The 25271-nt window shown below is 37.2% G+C and carries 18 protein-coding genes and 1 pseudogene; 16 read left to right on the plus strand and 3 right to left on the minus strand.

Annotated features, from left to right (window positions below; all coding sequences use genetic code 11):
* Positions 1-34 precede the first annotated feature (34 nt).
* The 8 genes from AC4PHI_RS04505 (at position 35) to AC4PHI_RS04540 (ending at position 13979) form a co-directional block, all read left to right on the plus strand.
* Positions 35-1099: a PTS fructose transporter subunit EIIC gene (locus AC4PHI_RS04505; protein ID WP_492201124.1), complete on the plus strand. Its 1065-nt coding sequence runs from the start codon at positions 35-37 to the stop codon at positions 1097-1099.
* 14 nt (positions 1100-1113) lie between these two features.
* Positions 1114-1428 carry a PTS fructose transporter subunit IIB gene (locus AC4PHI_RS04510; RefSeq protein ID WP_492201125.1) on the plus strand — a complete coding sequence of 105 codons (315 nt, stop codon included), beginning with the start codon at positions 1114-1116 and terminating at the stop codon, positions 1426-1428.
* 165 nt (positions 1429-1593) lie between these two features.
* Complete coding sequence (locus tag AC4PHI_RS04515) at positions 1594-6615, plus strand: GH92 family glycosyl hydrolase (RefSeq protein ID WP_492201126.1); 5022 nt, start codon at positions 1594-1596, stop codon at positions 6613-6615.
* 15 nt (positions 6616-6630) lie between these two features.
* A complete protein-coding gene (locus AC4PHI_RS04520) occupies positions 6631-7044 on the plus strand; it encodes a hypothetical protein (protein WP_492201127.1) in 414 nt (137 codons plus the stop codon).
* A gap of 1 nt (position 7045) precedes the next feature.
* Entirely contained in the window at positions 7046-7576 is a 531-nt protein-coding gene (locus AC4PHI_RS04525) for a signal peptidase I (RefSeq protein WP_492201128.1), read from the plus strand.
* The gene (locus tag AC4PHI_RS04530) at positions 7566-8264 is read left to right on the plus strand and encodes a TasA family protein (protein ID WP_492201129.1); all 699 of its coding nucleotides are present in this window, start codon (positions 7566-7568) and stop codon (positions 8262-8264) included. Before AC4PHI_RS04525 ends, AC4PHI_RS04530 begins: the two co-directional genes overlap by 11 nt.
* 44 nt (positions 8265-8308) lie before the next feature.
* Positions 8309-8956, plus strand: coding sequence for an LPXTG cell wall anchor domain-containing protein (locus tag AC4PHI_RS04535; RefSeq protein WP_492201130.1), 648 nt, complete (start codon positions 8309-8311; stop codon positions 8954-8956).
* A complete protein-coding gene (locus AC4PHI_RS04540; protein WP_492201131.1) occupies positions 8928-13979 on the plus strand; it encodes a GH92 family glycosyl hydrolase in 5052 nt (1683 codons plus the stop codon). The genes AC4PHI_RS04535 and AC4PHI_RS04540 overlap by 29 nt, the downstream gene beginning before the upstream one ends.
* A gap of 125 nt (positions 13980-14104) precedes the next feature.
* Here AC4PHI_RS04540 and AC4PHI_RS04545 read toward each other — a convergent pair.
* Together AC4PHI_RS04545 and AC4PHI_RS04550 are read right to left on the minus strand one after the other, a co-directional pair.
* Positions 14105-14248, minus strand: a pseudogene (locus AC4PHI_RS04545) (helix-turn-helix domain-containing protein); the annotation flags it as partial.
* Between the two features lie 173 nt (positions 14249-14421).
* Positions 14422-15312: a helix-turn-helix domain-containing protein gene (locus tag AC4PHI_RS04550; protein ID WP_492201132.1), complete on the minus strand. Its 891-nt coding sequence runs from the start codon at positions 15310-15312 to the stop codon at positions 14422-14424.
* 154 nt (positions 15313-15466) lie between these two features.
* On the opposite strand from AC4PHI_RS04550, the gene AC4PHI_RS04555 reads away from it, so the two are divergent.
* The gene (locus AC4PHI_RS04555; protein WP_492201133.1) at positions 15467-16123 is read left to right on the plus strand and encodes a GPP34 family phosphoprotein; all 657 of its coding nucleotides are present in this window, start codon (positions 15467-15469) and stop codon (positions 16121-16123) included.
* Positions 16124-16181: 58 nt separating this feature from the next.
* The gene (locus AC4PHI_RS04560; protein WP_492201134.1) at positions 16182-16706 is read left to right on the plus strand and encodes a DUF3267 domain-containing protein; all 525 of its coding nucleotides are present in this window, start codon (positions 16182-16184) and stop codon (positions 16704-16706) included.
* A gap of 57 nt (positions 16707-16763) precedes the next feature.
* On the opposite strand, the gene AC4PHI_RS04565 is transcribed toward AC4PHI_RS04560, so the two are convergent.
* Entirely contained in the window at positions 16764-17333 is a 570-nt protein-coding gene (locus AC4PHI_RS04565; RefSeq protein WP_492201135.1) for a GNAT family N-acetyltransferase, read from the minus strand.
* Positions 17334-18002: 669 nt separating this feature from the next.
* Here AC4PHI_RS04565 and gcvT point away from each other — a divergent pair.
* The 6 genes from gcvT to AC4PHI_RS04595 all read left to right on the plus strand — a co-directional run bounded on the left by gcvT (position 18003) and on the right by AC4PHI_RS04595 (position 25258).
* Positions 18003-19094: a glycine cleavage system aminomethyltransferase GcvT gene (gene gcvT / locus AC4PHI_RS04570; RefSeq protein WP_492201136.1), complete on the plus strand. Its 1092-nt coding sequence runs from the start codon at positions 18003-18005 to the stop codon at positions 19092-19094.
* 24 nt (positions 19095-19118) lie between these two features.
* On the plus strand, positions 19119-19499 hold the full coding sequence (gene gcvH / locus AC4PHI_RS04575; protein WP_492201137.1) for a glycine cleavage system protein GcvH: 381 nt from the start codon (positions 19119-19121) through the stop codon (positions 19497-19499).
* A gap of 4 nt (positions 19500-19503) precedes the next feature.
* Entirely contained in the window at positions 19504-20817 is a 1314-nt protein-coding gene (gene gcvPA / locus AC4PHI_RS04580; protein ID WP_492201138.1) for an aminomethyl-transferring glycine dehydrogenase subunit GcvPA, read from the plus strand.
* A 1-nt stretch (position 20818) separates the two neighbouring features.
* Complete coding sequence (gene gcvPB, locus AC4PHI_RS04585; protein ID WP_492201139.1) at positions 20819-22255, plus strand: aminomethyl-transferring glycine dehydrogenase subunit GcvPB; 1437 nt, start codon at positions 20819-20821, stop codon at positions 22253-22255.
* 18 nt (positions 22256-22273) lie between these two features.
* Positions 22274-23659 carry a dihydrolipoyl dehydrogenase gene (lpdA, locus tag AC4PHI_RS04590; RefSeq protein ID WP_492201140.1) on the plus strand — a complete coding sequence of 462 codons (1386 nt, stop codon included), beginning with the start codon at positions 22274-22276 and terminating at the stop codon, positions 23657-23659.
* A 207-nt stretch (positions 23660-23866) separates the two neighbouring features.
* Positions 23867-25258 (plus strand): alanine/glycine:cation symporter family protein, encoded by a 1392-nt coding sequence (locus AC4PHI_RS04595; protein WP_492201141.1) that lies wholly within the window; start codon positions 23867-23869, stop codon positions 25256-25258.
* Positions 25259-25271 lie beyond the last annotated feature (13 nt).

Below are 25271 nucleotides of genomic sequence, written 5' to 3' on the forward strand. Positions count from 1 at the left end.
ATTGAATGAAGAGAAGATAAAGGAGAGAAAAAACATGAAAGAAAAGATCCATGAAGTAAAGAAGCATTTATTAACAGGCACGTCTCATATGATTCCATTCATTGTGGCAGGAGGTATTCTGTTTTCAATTTCAGTTATGCTGAATTCAACACCATCAACACCGACTGAAGGATGGCTGGCAGGACTAGCACAAATCGGTTTAGGTGGTCTTAGTCTGTTTGTCCCAGTGCTTGGCGGCTATATTGCTTATTCAATTGCAGATAAACCGGGACTTGCACCGGGGATGATTGGCGCATATCTAGCTAATCAAATTGGTGCTGGTTTTCTAGGCGGAATCTTAGCAGGGTTTTTAGCTGGAATCATTGTTTATCAGTTGAAGAAAATAAAGTTGCCTCTAGCTTTGAAAACATTAGGTTCTATTTTTATTTACCCGTTGGCAGGAACATTTTTAACAGGAGCAATTATTGTTTGGGGGATCGGTACACCTGTTGCAAGTTTGATGGAGGGATTGACGAATTGGCTGAATACAATGGGAGAAATTGGTAAAGTACCTCTTGGAGCTATTTTAGGCGGCATGACTGCTTTTGATATGGGTGGACCAATCAATAAAGTAGCCACATTATTTGCGCAAACTCAAGTTGATACAGTACCTTGGCTGATGGGAGGCGTTGGGGTAGCTATCTGTGTACCGCCAATTGGTATGGGAATTGCAACGTTGTTAAGTCCTAAAAAATATAATATAGAAGAAAAAGAAGCAGGAAAGGCAGCAATTTTAATGGGATGCGTAGGAATTACTGAAGGAGCGATTCCATTTGCTGCAAATGATCCATTACGAGTAATCCCATCTATTATTGTTGGAGGAATTGTAGGGAATATTGTGCCATTTATGATGGGAGTGCTTAATCACGCTCCATGGGGAGGTATTATCGTATTACCAGTAGTGGAAGGTAAATTAGGATATATCGTAGGGATTCTTGCAGGATCTTTTGTGACTGCTGTCATGGTAAACCTGCTTAAAAAAGAGAATACGGATGATGTTCTTGAAGGCGGAGCAAGTGATGAGGATTCAGTGATAGAAATTAATTTAGATACTTTATAGGAAGGATGTAGTAAATGAAAATTGTCGGAGTAACAGCCTGTCCATCGGGGGTAGCACATACGTATATGGCGGCAGAAGCATTGAAATTGGCTGGGAAAAAAAATAATGTTGAAGTTCTGATTGAAACACAAGGAGGAGCAGGTGTTGAAAATCAGTTGAATCCAAAAGATATCGAAGAAGCGGTTTGTGTGATTATTAGTAATGACGTTGATATAAAAGGAATGGAGAGATTTAAGGGAAAACCTTGTTTAAAAAAAGGAGTATCTACATTAATTAAGCAAGCAGACCCAATAGTGTTGGCTCTCAAGAACAAATTCGAAAAAGCCTAATTAGTTTTTGATGATTTATGACAGATTTAATAAGAGGACAATTTTTCAAGAGCTGTACTTCCAGTTGACTAATGTAATGAAAAAAATTGGAAATTGTAGTTTTAGTAAATTGTCCTTTAATTTTTTTAGCATCGAAAATTAGTCAGAATAGAAAGGATTAAATACATGGTTAACAAGAAAAAAGCATTCCTTAGCAGTACAGCTCTAATTTTGCTTTCGGCTTCTTTATTTTCTAGTGATTTAGCATCTCCAGTGGTTGCGGCAAAGAAGTCAAAGATTAGTATTGAGAAGACATCGGGAAGTAAGAAAATTCTTTACCAAAATTCTTTTGAAGAAGAAGAAACGAAAGAATTTAAAGAATCAACTTTAGATCAAGAAAAAGGGATGGCAAATGTCAATGGACTTCGTCAAAATTCGATGGTAGGAGATGTTACACATTTAGTTGTCAAAGAGACTATAAAAGGAAGCAAAAACTATAATGACAATGAGACAAAACAAAAATTATTTGATAAATCTACTTCAACTAAATTCCTGACAAATGAAAATGAGGGGAAAAATGTATGGGTTTCATTTGAATTGAAGGAAGCTAAAGCGATTTCTTCATACTCATTGACCTCTGCTAATGATGCTAAAGAGCGAGATCCTAGAGATTGGAATTTTTACGGGAGTGACAATGGAGAAGATTGGGTTAAATTAGATGAGCAGGCAGAGCAGGTATTTGAAGGAAGACTGACAGAAAAAATTTACCAACTACCAGATGCAAAAGAATATAAATTTTATAAAATTGAAATAAAAAATAATAACGGAGCAACGATGACTCAATTTTCTGAATTAAATCTTGCTACAGGGAATGAAGCAGATGAAAATCGTCCGGAAAATGATAATATGCAAAGTAAAATAGGCACTGGTCCAGCATCTTCATGGAATCAAATGTCTAATGTTGGTTGGTCTGGGAAAAAAGCATTAGAAATTTCAGGAACACATCTGGAGAAAGGTGCAGGTCATGCATACAATGATGTCTTTGATGTAGATATACCTGTGACAGAAGATACTCATTTGAGTTATGTGATTTTTCCGGCTTTAACAAATGAAGAAGACTATGATTATTCCTATACCTCAATGCATGCAGCTATTGATTTACGCTTTACAGATGGAACCTATTTAAGTGATTTGGGAAGTGTAGATAAAAATGGGAATGTGGTGTCACCTGAAGAACAGGGCAAATCACGAGTACTGACATATAATCAGTGGAATAAAGTCACAACTAAAATCGGAGAAGTGGCTAAAGGAAAAACAGTAGATAAGATTCTTGTTGGATATGAAGATTCAGCGAAAGACTCTTCAAAAACTTTTCTAACTTATTTTGATGATGTTGAATTGTCTAATTATGAGGAAGAATTTTACGATGAAAAAGCCGATTACGTCAACATATTGAGAGGGACCAATGATAGCGGTGGATTTTCTAGGGGATTAACTGCTCCCGCTGTTACTGTTCCTCATGGATTTAATTTTTGGGTGCCTGTCACGGAGTCAGGAAGCAATACAATGTACAACTATCAACAAAATGGTGATCGTAAGTTTCAGCATATGACAGTTAGTCACGAACCTTCCATTTGGGTCGGGGATAGAGGAACGTGGCAATTTATGGTCAACTCCTCAATAGATATTGATAAAGTTGCTTCTAAAGATGATATTTCAAACAAAAAAGTTGCTTCTTCATTCTCACATGACAATGAAACTGCTAAGGCACACTACTATGGCCTATCTTTTGATAAAGGTACACCGGCAGAAGGAACAAAAATTGAAGTGACACCAAGTGAACATTCATCAATCACTCGATTTACATTTACGGATGAAGCGGCTTATCACAATGTTGTATTTGACAGTGTACGTGCAGACGGTTCGCTGACTTTTGAAGGAAACAATGCATTTTCTGCATATACGGATCATACTGGAAATGGCATGAAACGGATGTATGTTTATGGTGAATTTAGTGAGTCATTTAAAAAATCCAATATTCAAAATAAAAAACAGGGAATAGTATCTTTTAGTAATGAGATTCCTGTCGTAGAGATGAAAGTAGCAACCTCATTCATCAGTGTAGAACAAGCAAAGAAGAACCTTCAGCTAGAAGTTGCAGATCATGATTTTGATTCATTGTTTAAAGAAACAAAAAAACAATGGAATAAAGAGTTGGATAGACTTGATATTGAGGGGGCTTCGAAAGATCAGCTTGTGACAGTTTATTCAAACATGTATCGCTTGATGGCCTATCCAAATAATTACTCAGAAAATACAGGTTCCAAAGATAAGCCTAATTGGAAGTATAGCAGTCCGTATTCCGGTACAAATGAAAGTCCAGATGTTAAGGATGGGAAGCTTTATGTGAATAATGGTTTTTGGGATACTTATAGGACAGCATGGTCCGCGTACTCTCTCTTTACACCATCAAAATACGAAGAAATGTTGAATGGGTTAGTGCAACATTACAATGATAATACATGGGTACCGAGATGGATTGCTCCTGGAGGTACAAATAGTATGGTTGGCACGAGTTCTGATATAATTTTTGGCGATGCGATTATGAAAGGAGCAAAATTTGATCAAGAAGGTGCATATAAATCTGCAATAAAGAATGCCTCAGTCGTATCTACTAATTTAACGGGTGGGGGAAGAAAACAACTCGACATCTCTAACTTTATCGGTTATGTACCAATGGAAAAAGACTCTCATGGCTTTTCATGGTCTATTGAAGGATATATTAATGATTTCGGTTTAGCTCAAATGGCTGAAAAATTGGGACATGAAGATGAAGCTGTATATTATCGTAACCGCGCATTAAATTATGCATTATTGTTTGATAAACAAGACACAGCTACAAATAGTTGGTTTAAAGGTAAATACATTGATGGTGCGTGGAGCACATCACCAGAGAATTTCAACCCTATAAGTTGGGAAAGAGACTACACTGAAACTAATGCCTATAACATGGCAGTCTCTGTTCCTCAAGATGGTCAAGGATTGGCTAACTTATATGGCGGCAGAGAAGGACTTGCAGAAAAAATCGACTCGATTTTAAATACACCAGGTGATTTTTATAATGGCAGCAAATTGATTCACGAAATGCTTGAGGCAAGAGAAGTTAAGCTTGGACAATACGGACATAGTAATCAGCCTTCTCACCATATTTTATATATGTATGATTATGCCGGGCAACCATGGAAAACTCAAAAGTATGTCAGAGATATTATGGCACGTGCCTATGTCGGTAGTGATTTTGGTCAAGGTTATATTGGTGATGAGGATAATGGCGAGATGTCCGCTTGGTATTTATTCTCGGCATTAGGTTTTTACCCGTTGAATCTTGCAAGTAATGAATATGTGATTGGTTCGCCTTTATTTGAGAAAGCCACATTGCATTTGGAAAATGGAAAAGATTTGGTAGTAAATGCACCAAACAATAGCAAGGAAAATGTCTATGTAAATAGTGTCAAATTAAATGGAAAAGATCATAGTAAAGTTTACTTTACACATGATGATTTAAGCGAAGGAGCAGTTATCGATTTCGATATGTCTAGTACTCCTAATAAAGAATGGGGAAGCACTGAAGAAGCCTTGCCAAAATCACTTACGAAAAGTGATGAAATTCCTAATCCAATTCAGGATATGACAGATACTTCGGTACGAATCTCTGAAAATGATACAACGGAATTTGAGGATGTTTTAATTTCATCTAATAAAAATATTAAAGCGCTAATTGATAACACCTCGAGTTCATCTACTGATGTAAAGGATGAGTCGCTAATTTATCATTTTAGAAAACCGCAAAAAGTGGAGATGTTTACTTTAACATCTGGGGAAAAAGATATGCTTTTCGAGGAAATAAAACTTGAAGCATCAAATGATGGCAAAATTTGGACTGAATTAGATAGTCGCAAACAGACAGAATTTGAATGGAAACAATATACACGACCATTTGCAATAAGTGAAGACAAACAAGAGGAGTATAGCTACTACAGATTAACATTTAAGGGTCAAGGAAAATTGGCGGAAGTAGAACTGTTAGGAAACCTAAATAGTAAAATTGAACGTGCCGATTTAGAATTAGCTCTTAGAAGGGCAAAAGAAATAGACCAAGCGGGTCTACAAAAGCCAATGCTTCAATTATTAACTACAGCAATAGCTAATGGTGACGCTGTCTACAATAATGAAGAAAGTAGTGATCAAGAGATAGAAAAAGCCTATAAAGATTTGCTATATGCAATTGGTTCAGTTGATAGCATTCAATCTGGGTATCAGAGAATAGAAGCTGAAAATTATTCTGAAAAACACTCTGGAGTTGTAGATGATGGTGAAAATATCGGTGGCGTAAAGATAGATTATTGGACCCGTTACAATTATGTGGATTTTAGTGACTATTCACCAAATTTCTTTGAGATCAGTTATTCTGGACAGCCTAAAGATACTTGTAAAGATGCTCATATCGAAGTATACCTAGACAAGATGGAAGGCGAACCTGTCTTTACGATCGATACTGCTCCAACGACTGGATGGACAGATTATCAGACTGCTTCAACTGTGTTGACAGAAGAACAAAGTCAAAAGCTGACTGGTGTTCATGATGTAATCTTAAAATTCAAAGGAACTGGTTTAACTTATGTTGCCAATGTAGACTGGTTTAAATTTACTAAGAAAATCGTTGTAGAAACATCAACTGACAGTAATGGGAATGTCAGCCCGATAGGAAAACTTGAAAAGGAAGCTTTAGATAAAATTGAATACACTTTAATGCCAAATGAAGGATTTGTAGTTGATGGCGTTGAAATCAATGGTGAGAAGACTGTATTGCCTGAAAATGAAAAAACTTTCATTTTAGATGGATTGAAGCATGATGCAGTTGTTGTCTTCTTGTTCAAGGAAAAAACTGAGGAAGAAATCCCAGTTGAAAGTTTGACGATTACTACTTCATTGAGTACTTTGAAGGTGGGTAAAACATTGACATTGGAAACAGCTGTAAAACCGGAAAATGCAACTAATAAAGAAATTCAGTGGAGTGTTGAAAAAGAAGATATTGCTAGTGTGGACGAAAATGGAACTATTACAGCTCTTAAGGCTGGAATGACAAGAGTAACAGCTGTTTCAACTAATGGTAAGAAAGCTGTATTCATGCTAAGAGTAACAAAGTAAAGGGAGGCAAGTGTGATGATTCCTAAAAAAAAATTCAAATGGATAGTAGCAGCGCTAATATTGACTTGTCTGCCGCTTAATGCTTTAGCTGGAGGTTTTAGCTATTGTCTTGAGATAGATTTTGGAAACATTACTCTTAATGAAACCTTGGTTTCTGATGAACAAACTTTACATCAAGAAGACCCATCATTGAAAAATGAGTCACAAGAAATTATCTTGCCTGAAGTTGAAGCAGAAGAGGGACTAAATACACAGGTTGGGAGAGACGAAATAGTTTCTCCCGAACCTGAGACTACGTCCACCCTGGAGGAATACTTAAATACTGATTCAGACCAACAAACAAACAATGAAGATTTTGAGAAAAACCAAGAAATTGTTGATACTTCTCAAAAAAACGTAGTATCTGAAGAAGAAAAGGATTTTGAATAACATGCAGAGAAAAACTTTAAATCAGAAAAAAATAAATTTTAATAGTTTTTTTTCAATAGTATTCTGCTTACTTCTGCTTTTTTCAATGACTTTGTCGTATAAGTTTTCTGCAAATCAAGGGATAAAACTTGGACCAATTAGGGTGATGAGTGTTTTGACTGGAAGTATGGAACCAAAGATTCCAAGAGGAAGCATGATATTTTTAAAAGACCAATCATTTGAGGAATTGACTGAGGGAGATATCATAACTTTTTTTGTTGGTCAGGAAATTGTTACACATCGTATTATTTCTATAGATCAACAACAGGAGAATTTATTAACCAAAGGAGATGCTAATCAGACAAATGATCAAGGTAGGATTTCTAAAGAGGCCATTATTGGGAAATTTATATTTGGAATACCATTTATAGGAGGTCTCTTGTTGAACTTAAAAACTCCCTTGGGGTTGTTATCTTTGGGACTGACGATTTGTTTAATAATGTTAATTAAATACTTTATAAGATTATTAGGAGGATATCAATATGTTAAATAAAAAAAGAGGAACCTGTAAACAAAAAGTATCAGTTAAAATTAAGTTGGTTATGACAGCAATGGCAATTTTGGTAGTAGCTCTAGGAAGTACATATGCTTGGTGGACGGTTCAAAAAGAAGTATCTTCAAGTGTCAGCATGGGAGTTTTAGATGTTGAAGCGACTTTTGGAAAATTCGATCCTGAGCTTAACTTGGAGCCTGGTTTAACATCGGAAGCAGAAGGAACAATTAAAAATACTGGCTCAATACCTGTCATTGTTAGATTGGAAAATTCTTCTTCCATTAAGATGGATGGGACAAATAGCTTCGTCGCGGATAAAGATGACGTGGTCAAAATTAATTTTAGACCGACTTCAGGATTGTGGGACGATCAGATGGATGTCTACTGGATGCAGAACAATGAGAATGAAGAAGATTTATTGTTAGTGATGGAAGAAAATGCTGAAGTTAAAGTGACAAATGAAGCTGAATTTGATGGAGATAAAATTGGGAATGAGTATATGAATGCTCAAGTCAAAGTTAGTGGTAAGTTAAATGGTACCCAAGTTATTGAAGGGGCAATAGAAAAAGAGTTAGGAATCAATATTGATGATTATCATTTAATGTACAGTGCTAGAGCACGTTCGGCACGTTCTGTCGGAGGAGATGCTCGTCAAGAAAGATTAAATCAATTACTTAATCGTAAATAATATGGGAGGACAGTTATATGAGTCGATTCAGCTTTATAAAGATGATGAGTTCTCTAATTGTCCTCCTTTCCCTTTTTATGTGGGGCAGGCAAGCTAATGCATCAGTAGTCTCTTTAGTTGAAGACCCGTCAAAGAAGGAGCTGGTTATAAGTTATGATATTCAACCAATAATGAATGCTGAGCCGGGATTAACTATTATCAGTGATTCTTTTGTTTTACGTAACACACTTAATCAGTCTGTAAAATTTTATTTAACTCCGTCACTGGTTTTAGAAAAAGAATTAGATAATAAAGTCTTTTTTTCTATTAAAAGATTAGCATCTTCAGAGGAAATGATAGTGGAAAAATCAAATAGTTCACAAGAGTTAGTTATAGGAGAGAATGCTCAGGAAAAATTTCAATTATCTGTTTTTTTTGATGGTAATCTATTGGAAAATGACTCCCAAAACAAAACAGGCCAATTGTTGCTGAAAATTATTGCTGAAGAAATGACCACGAAGGAAGCAATTTCTGTAGAGAAATCTGGAGATACAATTACTGGTTATACAAAAAAATTACCCAAGACAAATGAAAAAAATAGAAACCTCTCATTCTTTGTTGGAATGATTTTGGGTTGTCTGTCGATTGGAATGATAATCAAACGAAAGCTTTGGTTGAGTTTTAATGAAAGGAGATATGATGAAACTACATAGTAAGCTAGGGCTGTCATTAATTTGTTTGTTGGCAACGAGTACTTTGATGGGAAAACAGGGGCTAGCGTCTGAGCAAGAGATTAGAAAAATTTTAGAAGAGCAAGCAGTTTCAAAAACAATGTTATTTTCTAATTCTTTTGAAAAAAATGAGTTGGGAAAATTTACTCCATCAATGTTAGATAAAGGAAAAGGACAGGAAAATATTGACGGAATTTTGAAAGAAGGAACAATGAAGGGAGATGTGACATACTTAGTTGATATAGAAAGTATTAAAGGAAGCAAAAATCACAACGAATATGAAGGCAAAGATAAGTTGTTTGATAAAAACGATGCAACTAAATTTTTATCTTCCGAAAATAATGGGGAAAATATATGGTTCTCCTTTTCATTGAAAGAAGCTAAAAAAATTACCACTTATGCAATGGTCTCTGCTAATGATGAAAAGGGACGGGATCCAAAAAAATGGTCTTTCTTTGGAAGTTCAGATGGGGAAAATTGGATTGATCTTGATCATCGTGCCGATGAAAGTTTTGAGAAAAGATATCAAGAAAAACAGTATACGTTTCAGAATGACATGGCTTATAAATATTATAAAGTCGAAATTCAGGAAAATAATGGCGCGAATATGACTCAATTGGCAGAGTTTAATCTGGCAACCGGCATTGGTGAAGATGATCAAGTCTTAGAACAGAAAACCATGAAAACAGTCATCGCTGGTGGACCAAGCTCTGCTTATGTAAATAAAATAAATGTAGGATGGAGCGGAGAAAATTCTCTAGAGGTATCAGGACGACAATTATCAGGCGGGAATGCATATGCCTATAATGAAATTTTTGAGGTAGATATTCCTGTTACAGATAAAACACAACTAAGCTATGTGATTTTCCCATCTTTAATAAATGATGATGATTACGATTATGATTATACTTCCATGCATTTAGCTGTGGATTTGAAATTTGATGACGGGAAATATTTAAGTGAATTGTCTGCAACTGACCAAAATCAAAATGGTTTAGATCCAAATTCACAAGGGGAATCTCGGACACTTTTATTTAATCAATGGAATAAGTTAACAAGTTCAATTGGTGAGGTGGCAAAAGGCAGAACAATTAAGAAAATTTTGGTGGGTTACGAAAATCAAGATAGTAAAAAAGGAAAGCCATTTAGGGCATTCTTTGATGATATAGAAATTTTCGACTATTCTCCTAAAGAAGTTGACCATAAATCTGACTATGTCAATATTCTTCGCGGAAGTAATGATGGGCATAATTTTTCTCGAGGATTAACCATACCTGCAGTTGCAGTTCCCCATGGTTTTAATTTTTGGGCGCCGGTTACTAATGCTAATAGCGAGAAGTTGTACGAGTATCAAGTAAATCAAGAAAATAAAAAATTTCAGCATATGACTATCAGCCATCAGCCTTCTATGTGGACGCATGATAGAGGGACATGGCAGTTTATGGTCAATTCTAATATAAATATCAATCAAGTTTCTTCGGGAAATGACATCAGCAGTAGCAAGGTAGCTTCACGTTTTTCACATGAAAACGAAATAGCCAAGGGCCATTATTATGGTGTGAGTTTCGATGAAAAAAATTCACCGGCTAAAGGGACGACCTTAGAATTGACACCCAGTGATCATGGTGCAATTGCCCGATTTACTTTTGATAAAAATACAGAATTTCATAACGTGATATTGGATAGCGTGAGAGCAAACGGCAGTCTGCGTTTTCTGGAAGATGGAAAATCTTTTGTAGCATACACTGACCATACCAGTAACGGAATGAAAAGAATGCATATTTTTGGACAATTTAATGAGAAGATTGAAAAAAGTAATGTTCAAAATAATAAACAAGGAATTGTTTCTTTTGAAAAAAGTATATCAGTCGTTGAAATGAAGGTCGCAACATCTTTTATTAGTGAGAAACAGGCACAGATAAATTTTGGGTTGGAACTTGAAAAAGAAAATTTTGATTCATTGTTCAAGTCTAGTCAAAAACAGTGGGATGAACAGTTGAACAAAATAGATGTTGAAGGTGCTACTCAAGATCAGATGACTACACTTTATTCCAATATGTACCGATTGATGCTTTATCCAAATAATTATTCTGAAAATATGGGTACCTCAGAAAAACCAGTATGGAAATACAGTAGTCCCTATGGCGGCTCCAATGAAAGTCCCAAAATAGTTGACGGAAAGTTATTTGTAAACAATGGTTTTTGGGATACTTATCGGACTGCCTGGTCGGCATATTCTCTATTAACGCCGACATCATATAAAGAAATGTTAAATGGTCTAGTACAGCACTATACTGATAATGAATGGGTTCCAAGATGGATTGCTCCTGGAGGTACTAATAGCATGGTGGGGACTAGTTCTGATATTATTTTTGCTGATGCTATTATGAAAAATATAGACTTTGAAACTGAGTCGGCTTTCTGGTCGTCGGTAAAAAATGCCTCTGTGGTCTCTAAAAATTTAACTGGTGGCGGTCGAAATAAACTTGAGCTGTCTAATTTCATTGGTTACGTTCCTTATGAACCGGGTGTGGGTTTATCCTGGAATGGTGTTGGCTTTTCTTGGTCTATCGAAGGTTATATCAATGATTTTGGCATTGCACAAATGGCTGAAAAATTAGGTTATCCAGATGAAGCAAAATATTTCAAAAATCGAGCATTGAACTACTCTCTTTTGTTTGATAAAGGTGATACACCAGAGAACAGCTGGCTCAAAGGAAGATATTTGAATGGAAAATGGAGCAGTACTCCAGAAGAGTTTGATCCTTTGCTTTGGGACGAAGACTATACAGAAACTGATGCATACAATATGACTGTTTCAGTTCCTCAAGATGGTCGTGGACTGGCAAATCTTTACGGTGGAAAGCAAGGACTAGCTCAAAAACTTGATCAAATCATCAATACGCCTGGTGACTTTCATCCTGGGCCAAGAGTGCGTCCTGAAATGTATGAAGCACGTGAAATAAAATTGGGCCAATACGGTCATAATAATCAACCTGCTCACCATATTCTCTATATGTATAATTTTGCCGGGCAGCCTTGGAAAACGCAAAAATATGTTCGGGATATATTAGATAGAACCTATGTGGGAAGTGATTTAGGGCAAGGGTATATAGGCGATGAAGATAATGGTGAAATGTCTGCTTGGTATATATTGTCAGCTTTAGGTTTTTATCCTTTAAATTTAAGTTCTAACGAATATGTTATTGGTTCTCCATTATTTGAAAAAGCAACAGTTCATCTTGAAAATGGCAAAGATTTAATAATTAACGCTAAGAATAATAGTAAAGAAAATGTTTATGTTCAGAGCCTTTCTTATAATGGTAAAAAACACGAGAATTCCTATTTCACTCACGAACAATTGTCAGCGGGAGGAACTATTGATTTTGTGATGGGAAGTGAACCCAATAAAAAATGGGGAAGTTCTGATGAAACAATTTCTAGTTCAATTACTGAAGATGATGAAAATCCGGTACCTCTTAAAGATATGACGACTAAAAATGTTACTATTGGAGAGGGCGAAGGCATACAATATCAAGAGTCTATTTTATCAACTATTGAAAATGTGGAGAATTTAGTAGATGATACTTCTGAAACGATGACTAAAATTGATAATCAAAAGTTAATTTATAATTTTAATAAACCACAAAAAGTTGAAATGATGACATTGACTTCTGGAACGACCAAGAATAAATTTGAGAAGATTGTGTTAAAGGCCTCCAACGATGGTGAAAAATGGAAAACATTACGTGAAATTGATGATGCTTCATTTAAATGGAATCAATATACGAGACCTTTTATAATAAAAGAGGAGCTTCAAGAAAGCTTTACTCAATACTCGATAGAATTTAAGGGGACAGGAGAGATAGCAGAAATTGAGTTGTTAGGTAAAATAGATGACAGTATTACAAAATATGACTTAGCACAGTTATTAGCTTATGCTAAAACAATTGATCTTGAGTCTCTAAGCAAAGGATTAAAAGATCGTTTAAATCAATCTATTGTCGATGCAGAAAATATTTTATCTAAGGAAAATTCTATTTCAGATGAATTGAGAAAAGGTTACGAAAATCTTGCTGCAGCGCTCCAATCACTTAAAATGCACGTGAGCGGGTATTCTAAAATTGAAGCTGAATCGTATTTTGAAAGCTCTAGTAGTGTGAAAAATGAAGGGGAAAACATCGGCGGATTAAAAGTAGATTCATGGACTGGATATAAAGATATTGATTTTGGAGAATGGACTCCAAATTACTTTGAAATTTGTTATTCTGGAAAACCTGCTGATGTAGGTAATAATCCGTATGTTGAAGTTTATGCAGACAATTTAAATACAAAACCATTATTTGAAATAAAAGTTCCTAAAACAGAAAGTTGGGAAGATTACAGAGTGGTCTCAATAGATTTAACAACTGATCAAAGTAACCAACTTTCAGGCTTGAAAAATATCTATTTGAAGTTTAAAGGTGAAAATGCGGCACATGTGGCTAATGTAGATTGGTTCCGTTTTGCTAGAAAAGTTAAGTTATCCGTGGGAACAAATGATTTTGGAACTGTGGTACCAGTTGGTGAACAAGTCAGAGAAGCTGGCGAGAAAGTAACCTTCGAGTTAAATCCTAATGAAGGGTATGAAGCAAGCCAAATAATCATTAATGGTACTGCAGTACCTATTAAGGAAGCAGTAATCAGTTATCCTCTATTGGTAACGGAGGAAGATATGGTGATCAAATTTATTTTTACAGAAAAAAATATTGATGACATTCCAGTCACAGAGATTGAGTTGGAAAGCAGTGATTTGATTTCACTGAAAAAAGGTGAGACTAAAAAGATAATAGCCACAGTTAAACCAGAAAATGCTACTAACCAGAATGTGAATTGGATAGTTGAAAAAGAAGATATTCTTTCTGTTAATGATGGTGAAATAACTGGGCTAAAAAGAGGTATGAGCCGTGTTATTGTATCATCAGATAATGGAATAAAAAAAGTTCTGATTGTAAGAGTAAACTAGGAAATTTTGGCTCTTCGTCAAATGATGTGGATGGCTAGAATTTAGTTGACTTTAAATAACAAACTAGACAACTTCGCTCAGACAAGCGGGGTTGTCTTTTGGTTTGTCAGTTTAAAACTGACAAAAATAGTTTGATGATGTCGTCCTAACCGTCTACCAATTTCTCTATTAGAGACACTTTTATTGTGCCAACATTCAATTAGTTGTCTTTCCTCAAAGGAAAGATGTTTATAGCTGGATGTTTGTATGTTATTCTTAGTTTGCACCATGATAAAAATTCCTTTCATTGTTGGGTGGATACTTCAATGATATATGAAATTTTTACTATTGTTTTTTTATTTATTTTAGGATGGCTAACTTGATTCTACAACTAGCCGTGTGAATGAATTTCTTCATGCACACCAAAAATTATACAACTGGAACAATTGCGTCAAGATTTAATTTATAAAGAGTGAACATCCTTACTGATGCGGTGAACTATTTTTTGTTGGAAAAAAATATAAAGTGTATTTAACTTATTGGCATAGTCAGTATAACCCAAGACATCATGGAAAATTGACAGGATTTCTTCCACTTGCTTGCTCCCATGTTTGTCCTCCGTTTTCATAGTGAAAATTCCTTGAACAAATTTTGCAAATAAATCATTATGGATATAATTTGTATCATGTTGGGAGGCAATTCGGGAAAAATAAAAGGATAAGATTTTTTCAGCATGGCCTAAATTATTATTTTGTATCAGCTTTAAGGCAAAGTGAAGGGCCAAGTCATTCCGCCACTGATTTATTTCAAAGGAGGGATGTCTTTTTTTCAGCAATTGGTTGCCGTAGATGAAAGCTTCCTCATCTTCGAAAAAAAGATACATGTAGGTTCCCAAGAACAATTCAAATTTTCCCCACTGTTCGATTTTTCTTAAGTGTTCTAAAATCGGTGCAGCATCCATCTCATAAACTGCATGAAAAGAATGGTTATAGTAAAATTTCCCCACTAAGCTGACTAAGAAAAAACGTTTTTCTCTGGTTTCAGCAAAGTTCTTTTCGTTTTCTTCAATAAATTTTTTCAAAAGAAAAGAATTGCCGGAATTGAAGGCGACATCCAAATCATATTCCACAGACTTTAACCAGACATCAATGGTGTTATCAGTTTCTGAAACAAATTCAATCATTGTGGTATCCATCCGGGCGAGCAATTCTAGAAAATTATTCAAACTGATGTCGCTCATGTTATTTTCAAATTTACGCAAAAATTGGGGTGAAATGATCCCATGTGCCACTTCTTTAGCTGTCAACCCCTTATTTTTCCTGATATTCAGAAAAATTTCTCCTGTACTAGTCATGACTATCCCTCCAAGTAACTATAGTGTTATTCTCTATTGAAATCTGCGAAAATTCAAGTGTTTATACCTTATTTTGAAAAGATAGTATCTTTTTCCCCATTTTCTTCGATTTTTTGTCTATCCTTAAGTTCAGATTGGAAGGAGTGGAATGATTATGAAAGCTGAAACATTAAGCGAACAACTATTTTTATTAGCAATGAATAAAAGGGGCGGTATCAATGGCAGTCAGTTTCATGCACAACTTGCTCTGGTGATGGCTGGACTGCTGGATCTGCAAGAAGCCGGTATGATTGTTTTGGATGAAAGAAGTGTGAGATTAAAAAAAGGGGAGTTATCAGGGAGATTTATATTCTTACAGCCCTTGCTGGATGTGTTGAAAGGAATAAGTAAACCTACTCTAAAAAAAGTTGCTGACATCTATTGCGGCACATTCACTGACAAAGAATTGAAAAAATATTTAAAAGGAATCAGAAAAGAGATGCAGCAAAAAGGGTTACTTAATGTGACTAAGGAAAACAGCTATCTTGGAGAAAAATCAGTCTATGCCGCAAATGATACTGAGGTACAGTTAATTTTAAAAAATCTTGAGTTAAACTTGGAGAAAGCTATCTTCGATGAAAAGGGGATACACCTGTGGATTTTGCTGGAGCAAGGGAAATTGTTGAACAAATATTATCCCAAAGATAAAATAAAAAGCTTCCATAAAAGGTGGGACCAGTGTCAAAATCAGTCATTGTTGAAAGGTTTCGGGGTCATGAAAAAAGAAATTGAAGGAATGTTTTGGACCTTGATGATTGCTGCCAGTATCTAAAAAGAGAAATTTAATGAGAGTATAGTATCATGTTAAAAATTCAGGAGGAGTTGTTGTTATGGAAAAAATGGTTAAAGAAGTCACTTATAATAGTATCATGGTCAATATTTTAGGATTTTTGTGTGTTCTGCCTTTATTGGCAAGTTATATGGTCGTTTATAGAAAATGTTTTTACGGAAAGTTAACAGATACGGACATCAGTATTACCCTACTTATTATCATCTTGCTGCTTATTTCAATGTTAATTCATGAAGCATTGCACGGGATCGGCTGGGTGTTGACTAAAGGAGCCAGATTTAAAAATATTCATATAAAATTTAATTTTATGATGGCATCATGTCACTGTGATAAACCTTTAAGAGGAAGTAAGTATATGTTTGGACTGGCACTCCCATTTTTTGTTTTAGCTGTTGGTACGACCTTATTATCCTTTGTTTATCCGAGTACTATCACATTATTTGCAGCACTTTTGAACATCGTTTTATGCGGCGGAGATATTTTGCTGTTCTTTAGAATATTTCCTTACTGCCACCAAAAGATTATCGACCATCCCACTAAAGCCGGTTTCGCAGTAGTAAAATAAAAGGAAAAAAGCTAGACAGCCATCAGCTTCAAGATGGCTGTCTAGGTTTCAATTGATTTAAGAAAAAATACTCTTTTTATAGATTTTCTGCCATTCTTTTCTTAAAATCCCGAATTTTACTGAATCATAATATTTCCCCTGCCAGAATCTTACTTGACGGATGACGGCTTCTTTTTTCATTCCCAATTTTTCGCCTATTCTGAGAATCCTGTGATTACCTGACCAAGTGGTAAAGCCGACTCTTTGAATGTATGGGAATGTTTCAAACAAATAATCCATCCAAATTTTGCACGCTTCGGTCCCGATACCTTTCCCCCAATGCTGAGGCTGATAAATGACTAAACCATATTCAAGCCATTGCCTCAGTTCGCCATCTTCCCAGTAATAAGAAATCATTCCGATTGGCTGCCCATCAACAACGATTACTCCAGTGGTGTTCAAAGGCATTATTTTTGTCGTATAGTAGAGGATAAACTCTTCTAAAGTATAAACGGGATCGTTGAAATAAGGCCCATTCCAATTCATCCACTCCAAAGATTGATTGTACGCAATCTGCCAAAGGAGTTCCAAATCCTCATTTTTTATTCCGCGTATAATAAGTCCATTTCCTTTTAAGTTTGAAATCATGTTGAAAATTTTCTCCTGTCCATTTATTTAATGATTACTTTGATGATTTGATAGATATACCCATTCCATTTTTCCACTCATGATAAATTGCAGCTAGTATAACATTTTAAAAGATAGATTAGAAGATGGAGCGGGAAAAATGAAATATTTTCTTAATTTAATTGACAATTAGCAGTCAAGAGCTTTAGAATTGTAAATATGAAAATATTATTACATTATTTTCATTTTTTCTAATGTTTTTCTCATAACTTACAAAAAATTGTTTAAAAAGTTTCAAAATCAACGTTAATTGGAACACTGCTATCAAAAAAAGAAAATGAAGGGACAAATTTCTAGTGGTGGAAAAATTCTTAAAAACAAAGAATTATTTTTTTTTTTCAAACTAAATATTTTTTTAAAAATGTTGTAAAAAAAAGATATTCAGTATAAAATTGACATTGGAAGCGTTATCTTTTTTCTGATGTATAACTTTTCTTCGTTTTGTTTCAATATCTTTGTGAAATGCTAAGTACAATGTTGCTGGCAGTTGTTCAAGTTGAGTAAGTTTTTCATCATAAGAACTTTATCATATTGTTGGAGAGATATTTGGTGTGATTGAGGGGAAACAAAGGGGGGAATGAAGTCACTCCATAGTCATCGATTTTTGCAATTTAGGAAGGAGAAGATAGGATGGATAAAAAAACAGCTCTATATGACACACACATAAAATTAGGGGCAAAAATGGTTCCTTTCGGCGGTTTTTCCATGCCGATTGATTATCAGGATAGCGGGTTGCTTAAAGAACATCTAGCAGTAAGAAATGAGGCCGGCATTTTTGATGTATCCCACATGGGAGAATTTTTCATTGAGGGTGAAGGTGCCCTTGCCACTTTACAAAAAATTTTTACCAATGATTTTTCAAAAATGAAGGACGGCGGGATACGCTATACACTAATGTGTAATGAAAATGGCGGAATTGTAGAAGATTTATTGGTTTACAAATATTCAGATCAGAAGTTTATGCTGGTAGTCAATGCTGCCAATCATGACAAAGATTTTTCATGGGTGCAGGAGCATCTCCTGCCCGACACCACGTTGACCGACCGTTCTGAAGCTATCGGGTTGCTGGCAGTACAAGGTCCCCGCACAAAAGAAATTTTTGAAAAAATATGCCGGCCTGAAGAACTGCCTGAAAAATATTATACTTTTAAAGAAAATGTTGAAATTGCCGGTGTCAAAGCGGATATTTCCAGAACGGGCTACACTGGAGAGTTCGGATACGAGGTTTATTGCCGGACAGAGGATCTTATAAATATTTTCGAAAAAATAATGGCAGCAGGAAAACCTTTAGGATTAATCCCTAGCGGACTTGGTGCACGGGACACGTTGCGCTTGGAAGCCGGGATGCCTCTTTACGGTCATGAAATGACTGAAGAAATTAATCCTATCGAGGCAGATTTAAGTTTTGCAGTAAAACTTGCCAAAGAAGATTTTATCGGCAAAGATGCCATCGCAGCGGCTCAAAACAGTGAAAAAGTCAGAGTAGGCTTAGAAGTTGTCGGACGTGGTATCATTAGAGAAGAAGCTGATTTATTTTTGGCTGATGAAAAAGTCGGTTTTACCACATCAGGCACTTTTTCACCAAGTATGAAAAAGGGAATCGCCATGGCATTTGTGGACCGGGATAAGAGCGACATCGGAACGACCTTCGATGTGAAAATCAGAAATCGGGTACTACAGGCAAAAATTGTTCCAATGCCTTTTAATTTTAAAAATCAATAAACTATTATCAGGAGGAAGATTAGAATGAAAAATCCAGAAAATTTGAAGTACAGTAAATCTCATGAATGGTTCAAGGAATTGACAGAAACATCCGGACAAGTGGGTTTGACTTTTTTTGCGCAGGATGAGTTGGGAGATATTGTTTATTTGACTTTACCGGAAGAGGGAGACGAAGTAGCTCAGGGAGATGTAGTCTGCGATATTGAGTCAGTCAAAGCAGTTTCTGACATTCATTCTCCTGTCAGCGGAACAATTACTAAAGTCAACGAAGCTCTTTTGGATTCACCGGAATTAGTCAACGAAGCACCTTTTGATACCTGGTTGTTCGAAATTGAAGAAATCACAGCCAAAGATGATTTATTGAATGCAGAAGAATATACGAAATTTGTCGAAGAGGAGGCATAAACTCATGGGAAGATACAGTCCGATAACGACTTCTGACCAAGAATTAATGCTGGAAAAATTAGGATTGTCATCAATCGACGATCTGTACAAGCAAGTGTCAAAAGATTTATTGATTGATGAGCTGGCAATTCCATCGGGCAAGTCAGAGATGGAAGTGCGTCAAATAATGACCAATCTGGCTGCCAAAAATAAAGTGTACCAAAGTATTTTTAGAGGGGCCGGAGCCTATCATCATTATATTCCTGCGCTGGTAAAACAAATTGTGGGCAAGGAAGAATTTTTGACCACTTATACCCCCTATCAAGCAGAAATCAGCCAAGGGGTGCTTCAGTCAATTTTTGAATATCAAACGATGATTTCCCAGCTGACGGGGATGGAAATCGCGAATGCTTCGATTTATGACGGAGCAACAGCGGCGGCAGAAGCAGTAAACATGACGATTACACGCAAGCAAAATAAAATTTTAGTGAGTGAAACTGTCCATCCTATGACGATTCAAGTGATTCAAACTTATGCGGAAAGTGCTGATAATGAAGTCGTTATTGTTCCACAAAAAGAAGGTGTCACTGATACCGCACAGCTAGCAGAGATGCTGGCAGATGACGTGGCTTGTTTCGTCCTGCAGCAGCCGAATTATTTTGGACAAATCGAAGAGGCAGAAAAAATCGGCGAATTGCTTGCGGAAAGCAAACAGAAGTTTATCATGGCAATGAATCCAGTGGCGGGTGTGGTATTGAAAACACCGTATGAGTGTCAAGCAGACATTGCAACGGGAGAAGGGCAGCCATTGGGATTGGATTTGGCGTTTGGCGGACCATACCTAGGGTTCTTGGCAGCAAGCAAAGAGTTTTTACACAAGATTCCGGGAAGAATCGTTGGAGAAACAGTGGATGCTGACGGAAAACGGGGTTATGTCTTGACACTTCAAGCACGGGAACAGCATATCCGCCGGGAGAGAGCATCTTCAAATATTTGTTCTAATCAGGCCCATTGTGCATTGACTGCTTCAGTTTATATGACAGTGATGGGACCGGAAGGATTAAGAGATGTGGCGCGTCAGTGTTACTCAAAAACACACTATTTAGCTGATGCTTTGACTCAGCTTCCATCAATTGAATTGAAATATCCTGGAGAGTTTTTCCATGAATTTGTGACTACCTCCACGAAGCCAGCCATAGAGTTATTGAAAAAGCTGGATGAGGAAAATATTTTAGGCGGCTATCCATTGAACGAGACAGATATTTTATGGTGTGCAACTGAGATGAATTCAAAAGAGGATATCGACCGACTAGTCTCAATCGTCAAGGAGGTAATATAAAATGAAATTGATTTTTGAGAAAAGTAAATCTGGGATTAAAAATGCGATGTTGCCTCCTTTAGATGTACCGGAAGCGGAACTGCCGGAAATGTTTCAAAGAGAGCAGGCATTAAACTTACCAGAAGTTGCACAGCCCGATATCACGCGCCACTATTCAGCTTTGGCTAAACGGACTCATGGTGCAAATGACGGATTTTATCCATTAGGGTCATGTACGATGAAATACAATCCTAAACTGAATGACGAGATGGCCTCACTGCCTAATTTTACAAAAATCCATCCGCTTCAACCGGTGGAAACTGTTCAAGGGGCGTTGGAAGTATTCACCTTGGCAGAAAAATATTTATGTGAAATCACCGGGATGGACAAGATGACTTTCCAGCCTGCTGCAGGTGCTCACGGTGAATTGACCGGACTAATGATTATTAGAGCTTACCACACAGCAAAAAAAGATTTTAAGCGTAATAAAATCATCGTGCCGGATTCAGCTCACGGAACGAATCCAGCGAGTGCATCAATGGTGGGGTATAAAACTATCAATGTCCCTTCTGATGAAAACGGCTGTGTGGACCCGGAAGAGCTGAGGAAAGTAGTTGGAGACGATACAGCAGGAATCATGCTGACCAACCCTAATACATTAGGAAAGTATGAAGAAAATATTTCAGAAGTGACGAAAATCGTCCATGATGCCGGCGGTCTGAATTACTACGACGGAGCGAATTTAAATGCGATTATGGGAGTAGTACGTCCCGGAGATATGGGATTTGATGTGATTCATTTAAACTTGCATAAGACGTTTTCTACTCCTCATGGCGGCGGCGGTCCGGGATCTGGTCCGATTGGTGTGAAGAATTTTCTGGAACAATTCTTGCCTAATGATCATCCGATACAAGAAGAGTCAGGGACATTCAACTTTGTCACACCGGAACATTCAATTGGACGTGTCAAGGCGTTTTATGGACATTTTCTCGTAGACGTTCGTGCATTGACTTACATTTTGTATTTAGGTGCAGAAGGGATTCCTCACGCTGCAAAAACTTCGGTCTTGAATGCTAATTATTTGATGGAAGGCTTGAAAGATTATTATCAAGTAGGTTATCCGGGAGTCTGTATGCATGAGTTTGTTTTAAGCCTGAAAGACATCAAAAAAGAAACAGGTGTCACAGCCTTGGATGTTGCAAAATTGATTTTGGATTACGATATGTATCCGCCGACGATGTATTTCCCTACGATCGTACCAGAAGCTTTGATGATTGAGCCGACCGAAACAGAATCAAAAGAAACACTGGATGAAGTCATCAAAATCTACCGGGAAATTCATGAGACGATCTATAATAATCCTGAAAAAGTCAAAGGAGCTCCTCATCGAATGGTAGTGAAACGCCTAGACGAGGTCAAAGCTGCCCGGCAGCCAAAACTGGCGTATGATTTTGATTAAGAAGGCGGAGGATATCAGATGAAGACGTATGATGTGGCAATTATCGGTGCAGGTCCTGGCGGGTATGTGGCGGCGATTAGAGCCGCCCAATTGGGACTGTCTGTGCTGCTGGTAGAAAAAGATAAAGTGGGGGGGACTTGTTTAAATCGCGGATGCATTCCTACAAAAACTTTATTGGAAAGCAGCGGAGCGTATCGCAAGCAGGCGCAATTGCCTGAACTTGGGATTCAAGCGGGGGATGCCGCTTATGATATGACGGCGATTTATTCTAGAAAAGACCGTTTGGTGAATCAAATCCGGGCTGGTGTTGAAACATTATTGAAGAAAAATAAAATCCAGCTGGCAGTTGGTGAGGGAATTGTTACTGGTCCCACACAAATCGAAGTGTCTGGCGAACCTTATGAAGCTGAACATATCATTATCGCTGCGGGGTTGATTCCGGCACTCCCTCCGATTAAGGGGATAGAGCTGACAGAAATAGTCACCAGCGATGATATTTTGAGCAATCCTGAGAAGCTGGACAACATAGTGATTGTCGGCGGCGGTGTGATCGGTGTCGAAATAGCTTCGTTCTATAACGATTTAGGCTGTAATGTGACGATTTTAGAAGCCATGCCAAGAATACTGGCAACTTTTGATCGGGAAGTCTCTCAAAATTTATCGATGATTTTGAAACGCCGCGGTGTAGAAATAAAAACAAATGTTAAAGTGACGGAATTTTTTAAAGAGGACTCGCAAATCGCATGCAGCTATGAAGAAAAAGGTGAGCTGAAAAAAGTATCTTCCGACAAAGTATTGATGGCTACGGGACGGCGTGTCCGCAAATCAAAACTATTTTCAGAAGAACTTGGAATAGAAACGGACCGGGGTTTTATTGTTGTGGATGAAAACTTCCAAACATCTGTACCGTCCATTTTTGCTATTGGAGATATTGTAGCTGGAAATGCCCAGCTTGCCCACGTGGCTTCTGCTCAAGGTGTTAATGTCGTATCTCAGATTGCCAAGTGTCCGCCGCCTTATGACCTGGCTGTTATTCCCGGCTGTGTATACACCACACCGGAAATTGCCAGTGTAGGATTGTCCGAAGAAGAAGCTAAGAAAAAAGGTCATGATGTGACCATCGGGAAATACATTTTAAGCGGAAATGCCCGCCACATGATTAAAGGGGGCGACCGGGGATTCATTAAAATAGTCACTGAAAAGGAATCTGGCAGACTGCTTGGAGCGGTCATAATGGCAGAGACTGCCACTGAAATGATTAGTGAATACAGTGCAGCAATTGTTAATAATCTAAAGGTAGAGGATATGTTGTCAGTCATCCATCCTCATCCGACCGTGCACGAAGGTATAATCGAAGCGTTGGATAACATTTCCAAAAAAGGAATCCATTCGCTGCCGCGATAATTTAGAATGTGTGCCAAAATCAGCCTAGATTTCTGTAAAATTGCATAATTTTGACACATCACTAGCTTTTCATTTAGTTTGTTTACTTTTTGCTTCCATGCCGATAAAAAAATAGTTATACCACTCTCATTGTATATTTTCAGAAATCTAGGTTAGTGCTGAAAAGTTTTAAATTGAAATACATTATGAAAAATGGGGTGGAATTTATTGGATCAGTTTATAGAGTTTATTAATACGATTAGGGATTTTTTATGGGATATCATTTTGATATTTTTGCTTATCGGCACGGGTATTTTTTATACTATCAGAACAAACTTTGTTCAATTTAGGTATTTTAGAAAAAGTTTTAAATTAACCTTCGGGAATATTGCATTTTTTGGAGAAAAAGCGGACGACGAAGGGATGACTTCTTTTCAGTCCCTAATGACATCGATTGCTGCCCAAATCGGTACGGGGAATCTTGCCGGGGTTGCCACAGCGATGGTTCTTGGAGGACCGGGATCAATTCTATGGATGTGGATCAGCGCCATACTCGGGATGGCAATTATTTACTCAGAAGCCACGCTGTCGCAAATTTACCGAGGCAGACGGGGCGGCCAAGTCGTCGGCGGTCCGGTATTTTATATTAAAAAAGCTTTTAAAGGCAGAGCAGGGCAACTAATTGCCGTGATGTTTGCGGTTTTTATTATTTTAGCTCTAGGCTTTATGGGGAATATGGTACAATCAAATTCTGTGGGGAATGCATTCGAAGCAGCTTTTAATATTCCTGCATGGCTTTCAGGTTTGGTTTTTGGAGTTGCGGGCTTGTACGTGTTTCTTGGCGGAAGACAGCGTGTGGCTGCTGTGACAGAAAAAGTAGTGCCTACGATGGCAGTGTTTTTTTCAATTATTTCGATCGTGGTGGTCATGATCAATTTTCGTGCTATCCCGGGAGCTTTCAAAGAAGTTTTCTTAGGGGCGTTTAATCCTGAAGCTGTGGCAGGCGGAGTTTTAGGAGTCACAGTAAGAGAGGCGATGCGTTATGGTGTCGCACGAGGTTTGTTTACTCATGAAGCCGGTATGGGGTCGACTCCCCATGCACACGCTCTGGCTAAAGTAAAGCACCCTTCTGACCAGGGGCTAGTTGCCATGATGGGAGTTTTTATCGACACTATCATCTTGTTGCCGATGACTGTCTTGGTAATCCTGACTACAAATTCTTTGGGAGTAATGGAAAATGGCGTGTTTTTGGATGGGATAGAATTAACACAACATGCCTATTCTCAAACAATGGGTGTGTTCGGCTATCCATTTATCGCGATTTGTGTCGCCTTGTTTGCTTATGCAACGTGCATCGGCTGGTACTTTTTCGGAGAGTCGAATGTGGAATATTTATTCGGCAAAAAAGCAGTTCCGATTTATGCTGTATTAGTGGCCATTTTCATGTTTGTCGGCTGTATTTTGAAAGTTGAGTTGGTTTGGTCCTTGGCAGACTTATTCAATGGCTTTATGGTCATTCCAAACGTATTAGCACTATTGGTGCTTCATAAAGTCATCGCAAAACATACGAAAGAATATGATCAAGGTCTGCCCTATCAGCCGGAAGAAGATGAATTTTAAAAAAGTGGTCTTT

Source organism: Vagococcus sp. QWL-13 (genome assembly GCF_058683555.1).

Bases quoted from the DNA above. Each gene is read 5' to 3' on its own strand.
- AC4PHI_RS04505 (WP_492201124.1), top strand. From the start codon at position 35: ATGAAAGAAAAGATCCATGAAGTAAAGAAGCATTTATTAACAGGCACG.
- AC4PHI_RS04510 (WP_492201125.1), top strand. From the start codon at position 1,114: ATGAAAATTGTCGGAGTAACAGCCTGTCCATCGGGGGTAGCACATACG.
- AC4PHI_RS04515 (WP_492201126.1), top strand. From the start codon at position 1,594: ATGGTTAACAAGAAAAAAGCATTCCTTAGCAGTACAGCTCTAATTTTG.
- AC4PHI_RS04520 (WP_492201127.1), top strand. From the start codon at position 6,631: ATGATTCCTAAAAAAAAATTCAAATGGATAGTAGCAGCGCTAATATTG.
- AC4PHI_RS04525 (WP_492201128.1), top strand. From the start codon at position 7,046: ATGCAGAGAAAAACTTTAAATCAGAAAAAAATAAATTTTAATAGTTTT.
- AC4PHI_RS04530 (WP_492201129.1), top strand. From the start codon at position 7,566: ATGTTAAATAAAAAAAGAGGAACCTGTAAACAAAAAGTATCAGTTAAA.
- AC4PHI_RS04535 (WP_492201130.1), top strand. From the start codon at position 8,309: ATGAGTTCTCTAATTGTCCTCCTTTCCCTTTTTATGTGGGGCAGGCAA.
- AC4PHI_RS04540 (WP_492201131.1), top strand. From the start codon at position 8,928: ATGAAAGGAGATATGATGAAACTACATAGTAAGCTAGGGCTGTCATTA.
- AC4PHI_RS04550 (WP_492201132.1), bottom strand. From the start codon at position 15,312: ATGACTAGTACAGGAGAAATTTTTCTGAATATCAGGAAAAATAAGGGG.
- AC4PHI_RS04555 (WP_492201133.1), top strand. From the start codon at position 15,467: ATGAAAGCTGAAACATTAAGCGAACAACTATTTTTATTAGCAATGAAT.
- AC4PHI_RS04560 (WP_492201134.1), top strand. From the start codon at position 16,182: ATGGAAAAAATGGTTAAAGAAGTCACTTATAATAGTATCATGGTCAAT.
- AC4PHI_RS04565 (WP_492201135.1), bottom strand. From the start codon at position 17,333: ATGATTTCAAACTTAAAAGGAAATGGACTTATTATACGCGGAATAAAA.
- gcvT (WP_492201136.1), top strand. From the start codon at position 18,003: ATGGATAAAAAAACAGCTCTATATGACACACACATAAAATTAGGGGCA.
- gcvH (WP_492201137.1), top strand. From the start codon at position 19,119: ATGAAAAATCCAGAAAATTTGAAGTACAGTAAATCTCATGAATGGTTC.
- gcvPA (WP_492201138.1), top strand. From the start codon at position 19,504: ATGGGAAGATACAGTCCGATAACGACTTCTGACCAAGAATTAATGCTG.
- gcvPB (WP_492201139.1), top strand. From the start codon at position 20,819: ATGAAATTGATTTTTGAGAAAAGTAAATCTGGGATTAAAAATGCGATG.
- lpdA (WP_492201140.1), top strand. From the start codon at position 22,274: ATGAAGACGTATGATGTGGCAATTATCGGTGCAGGTCCTGGCGGGTAT.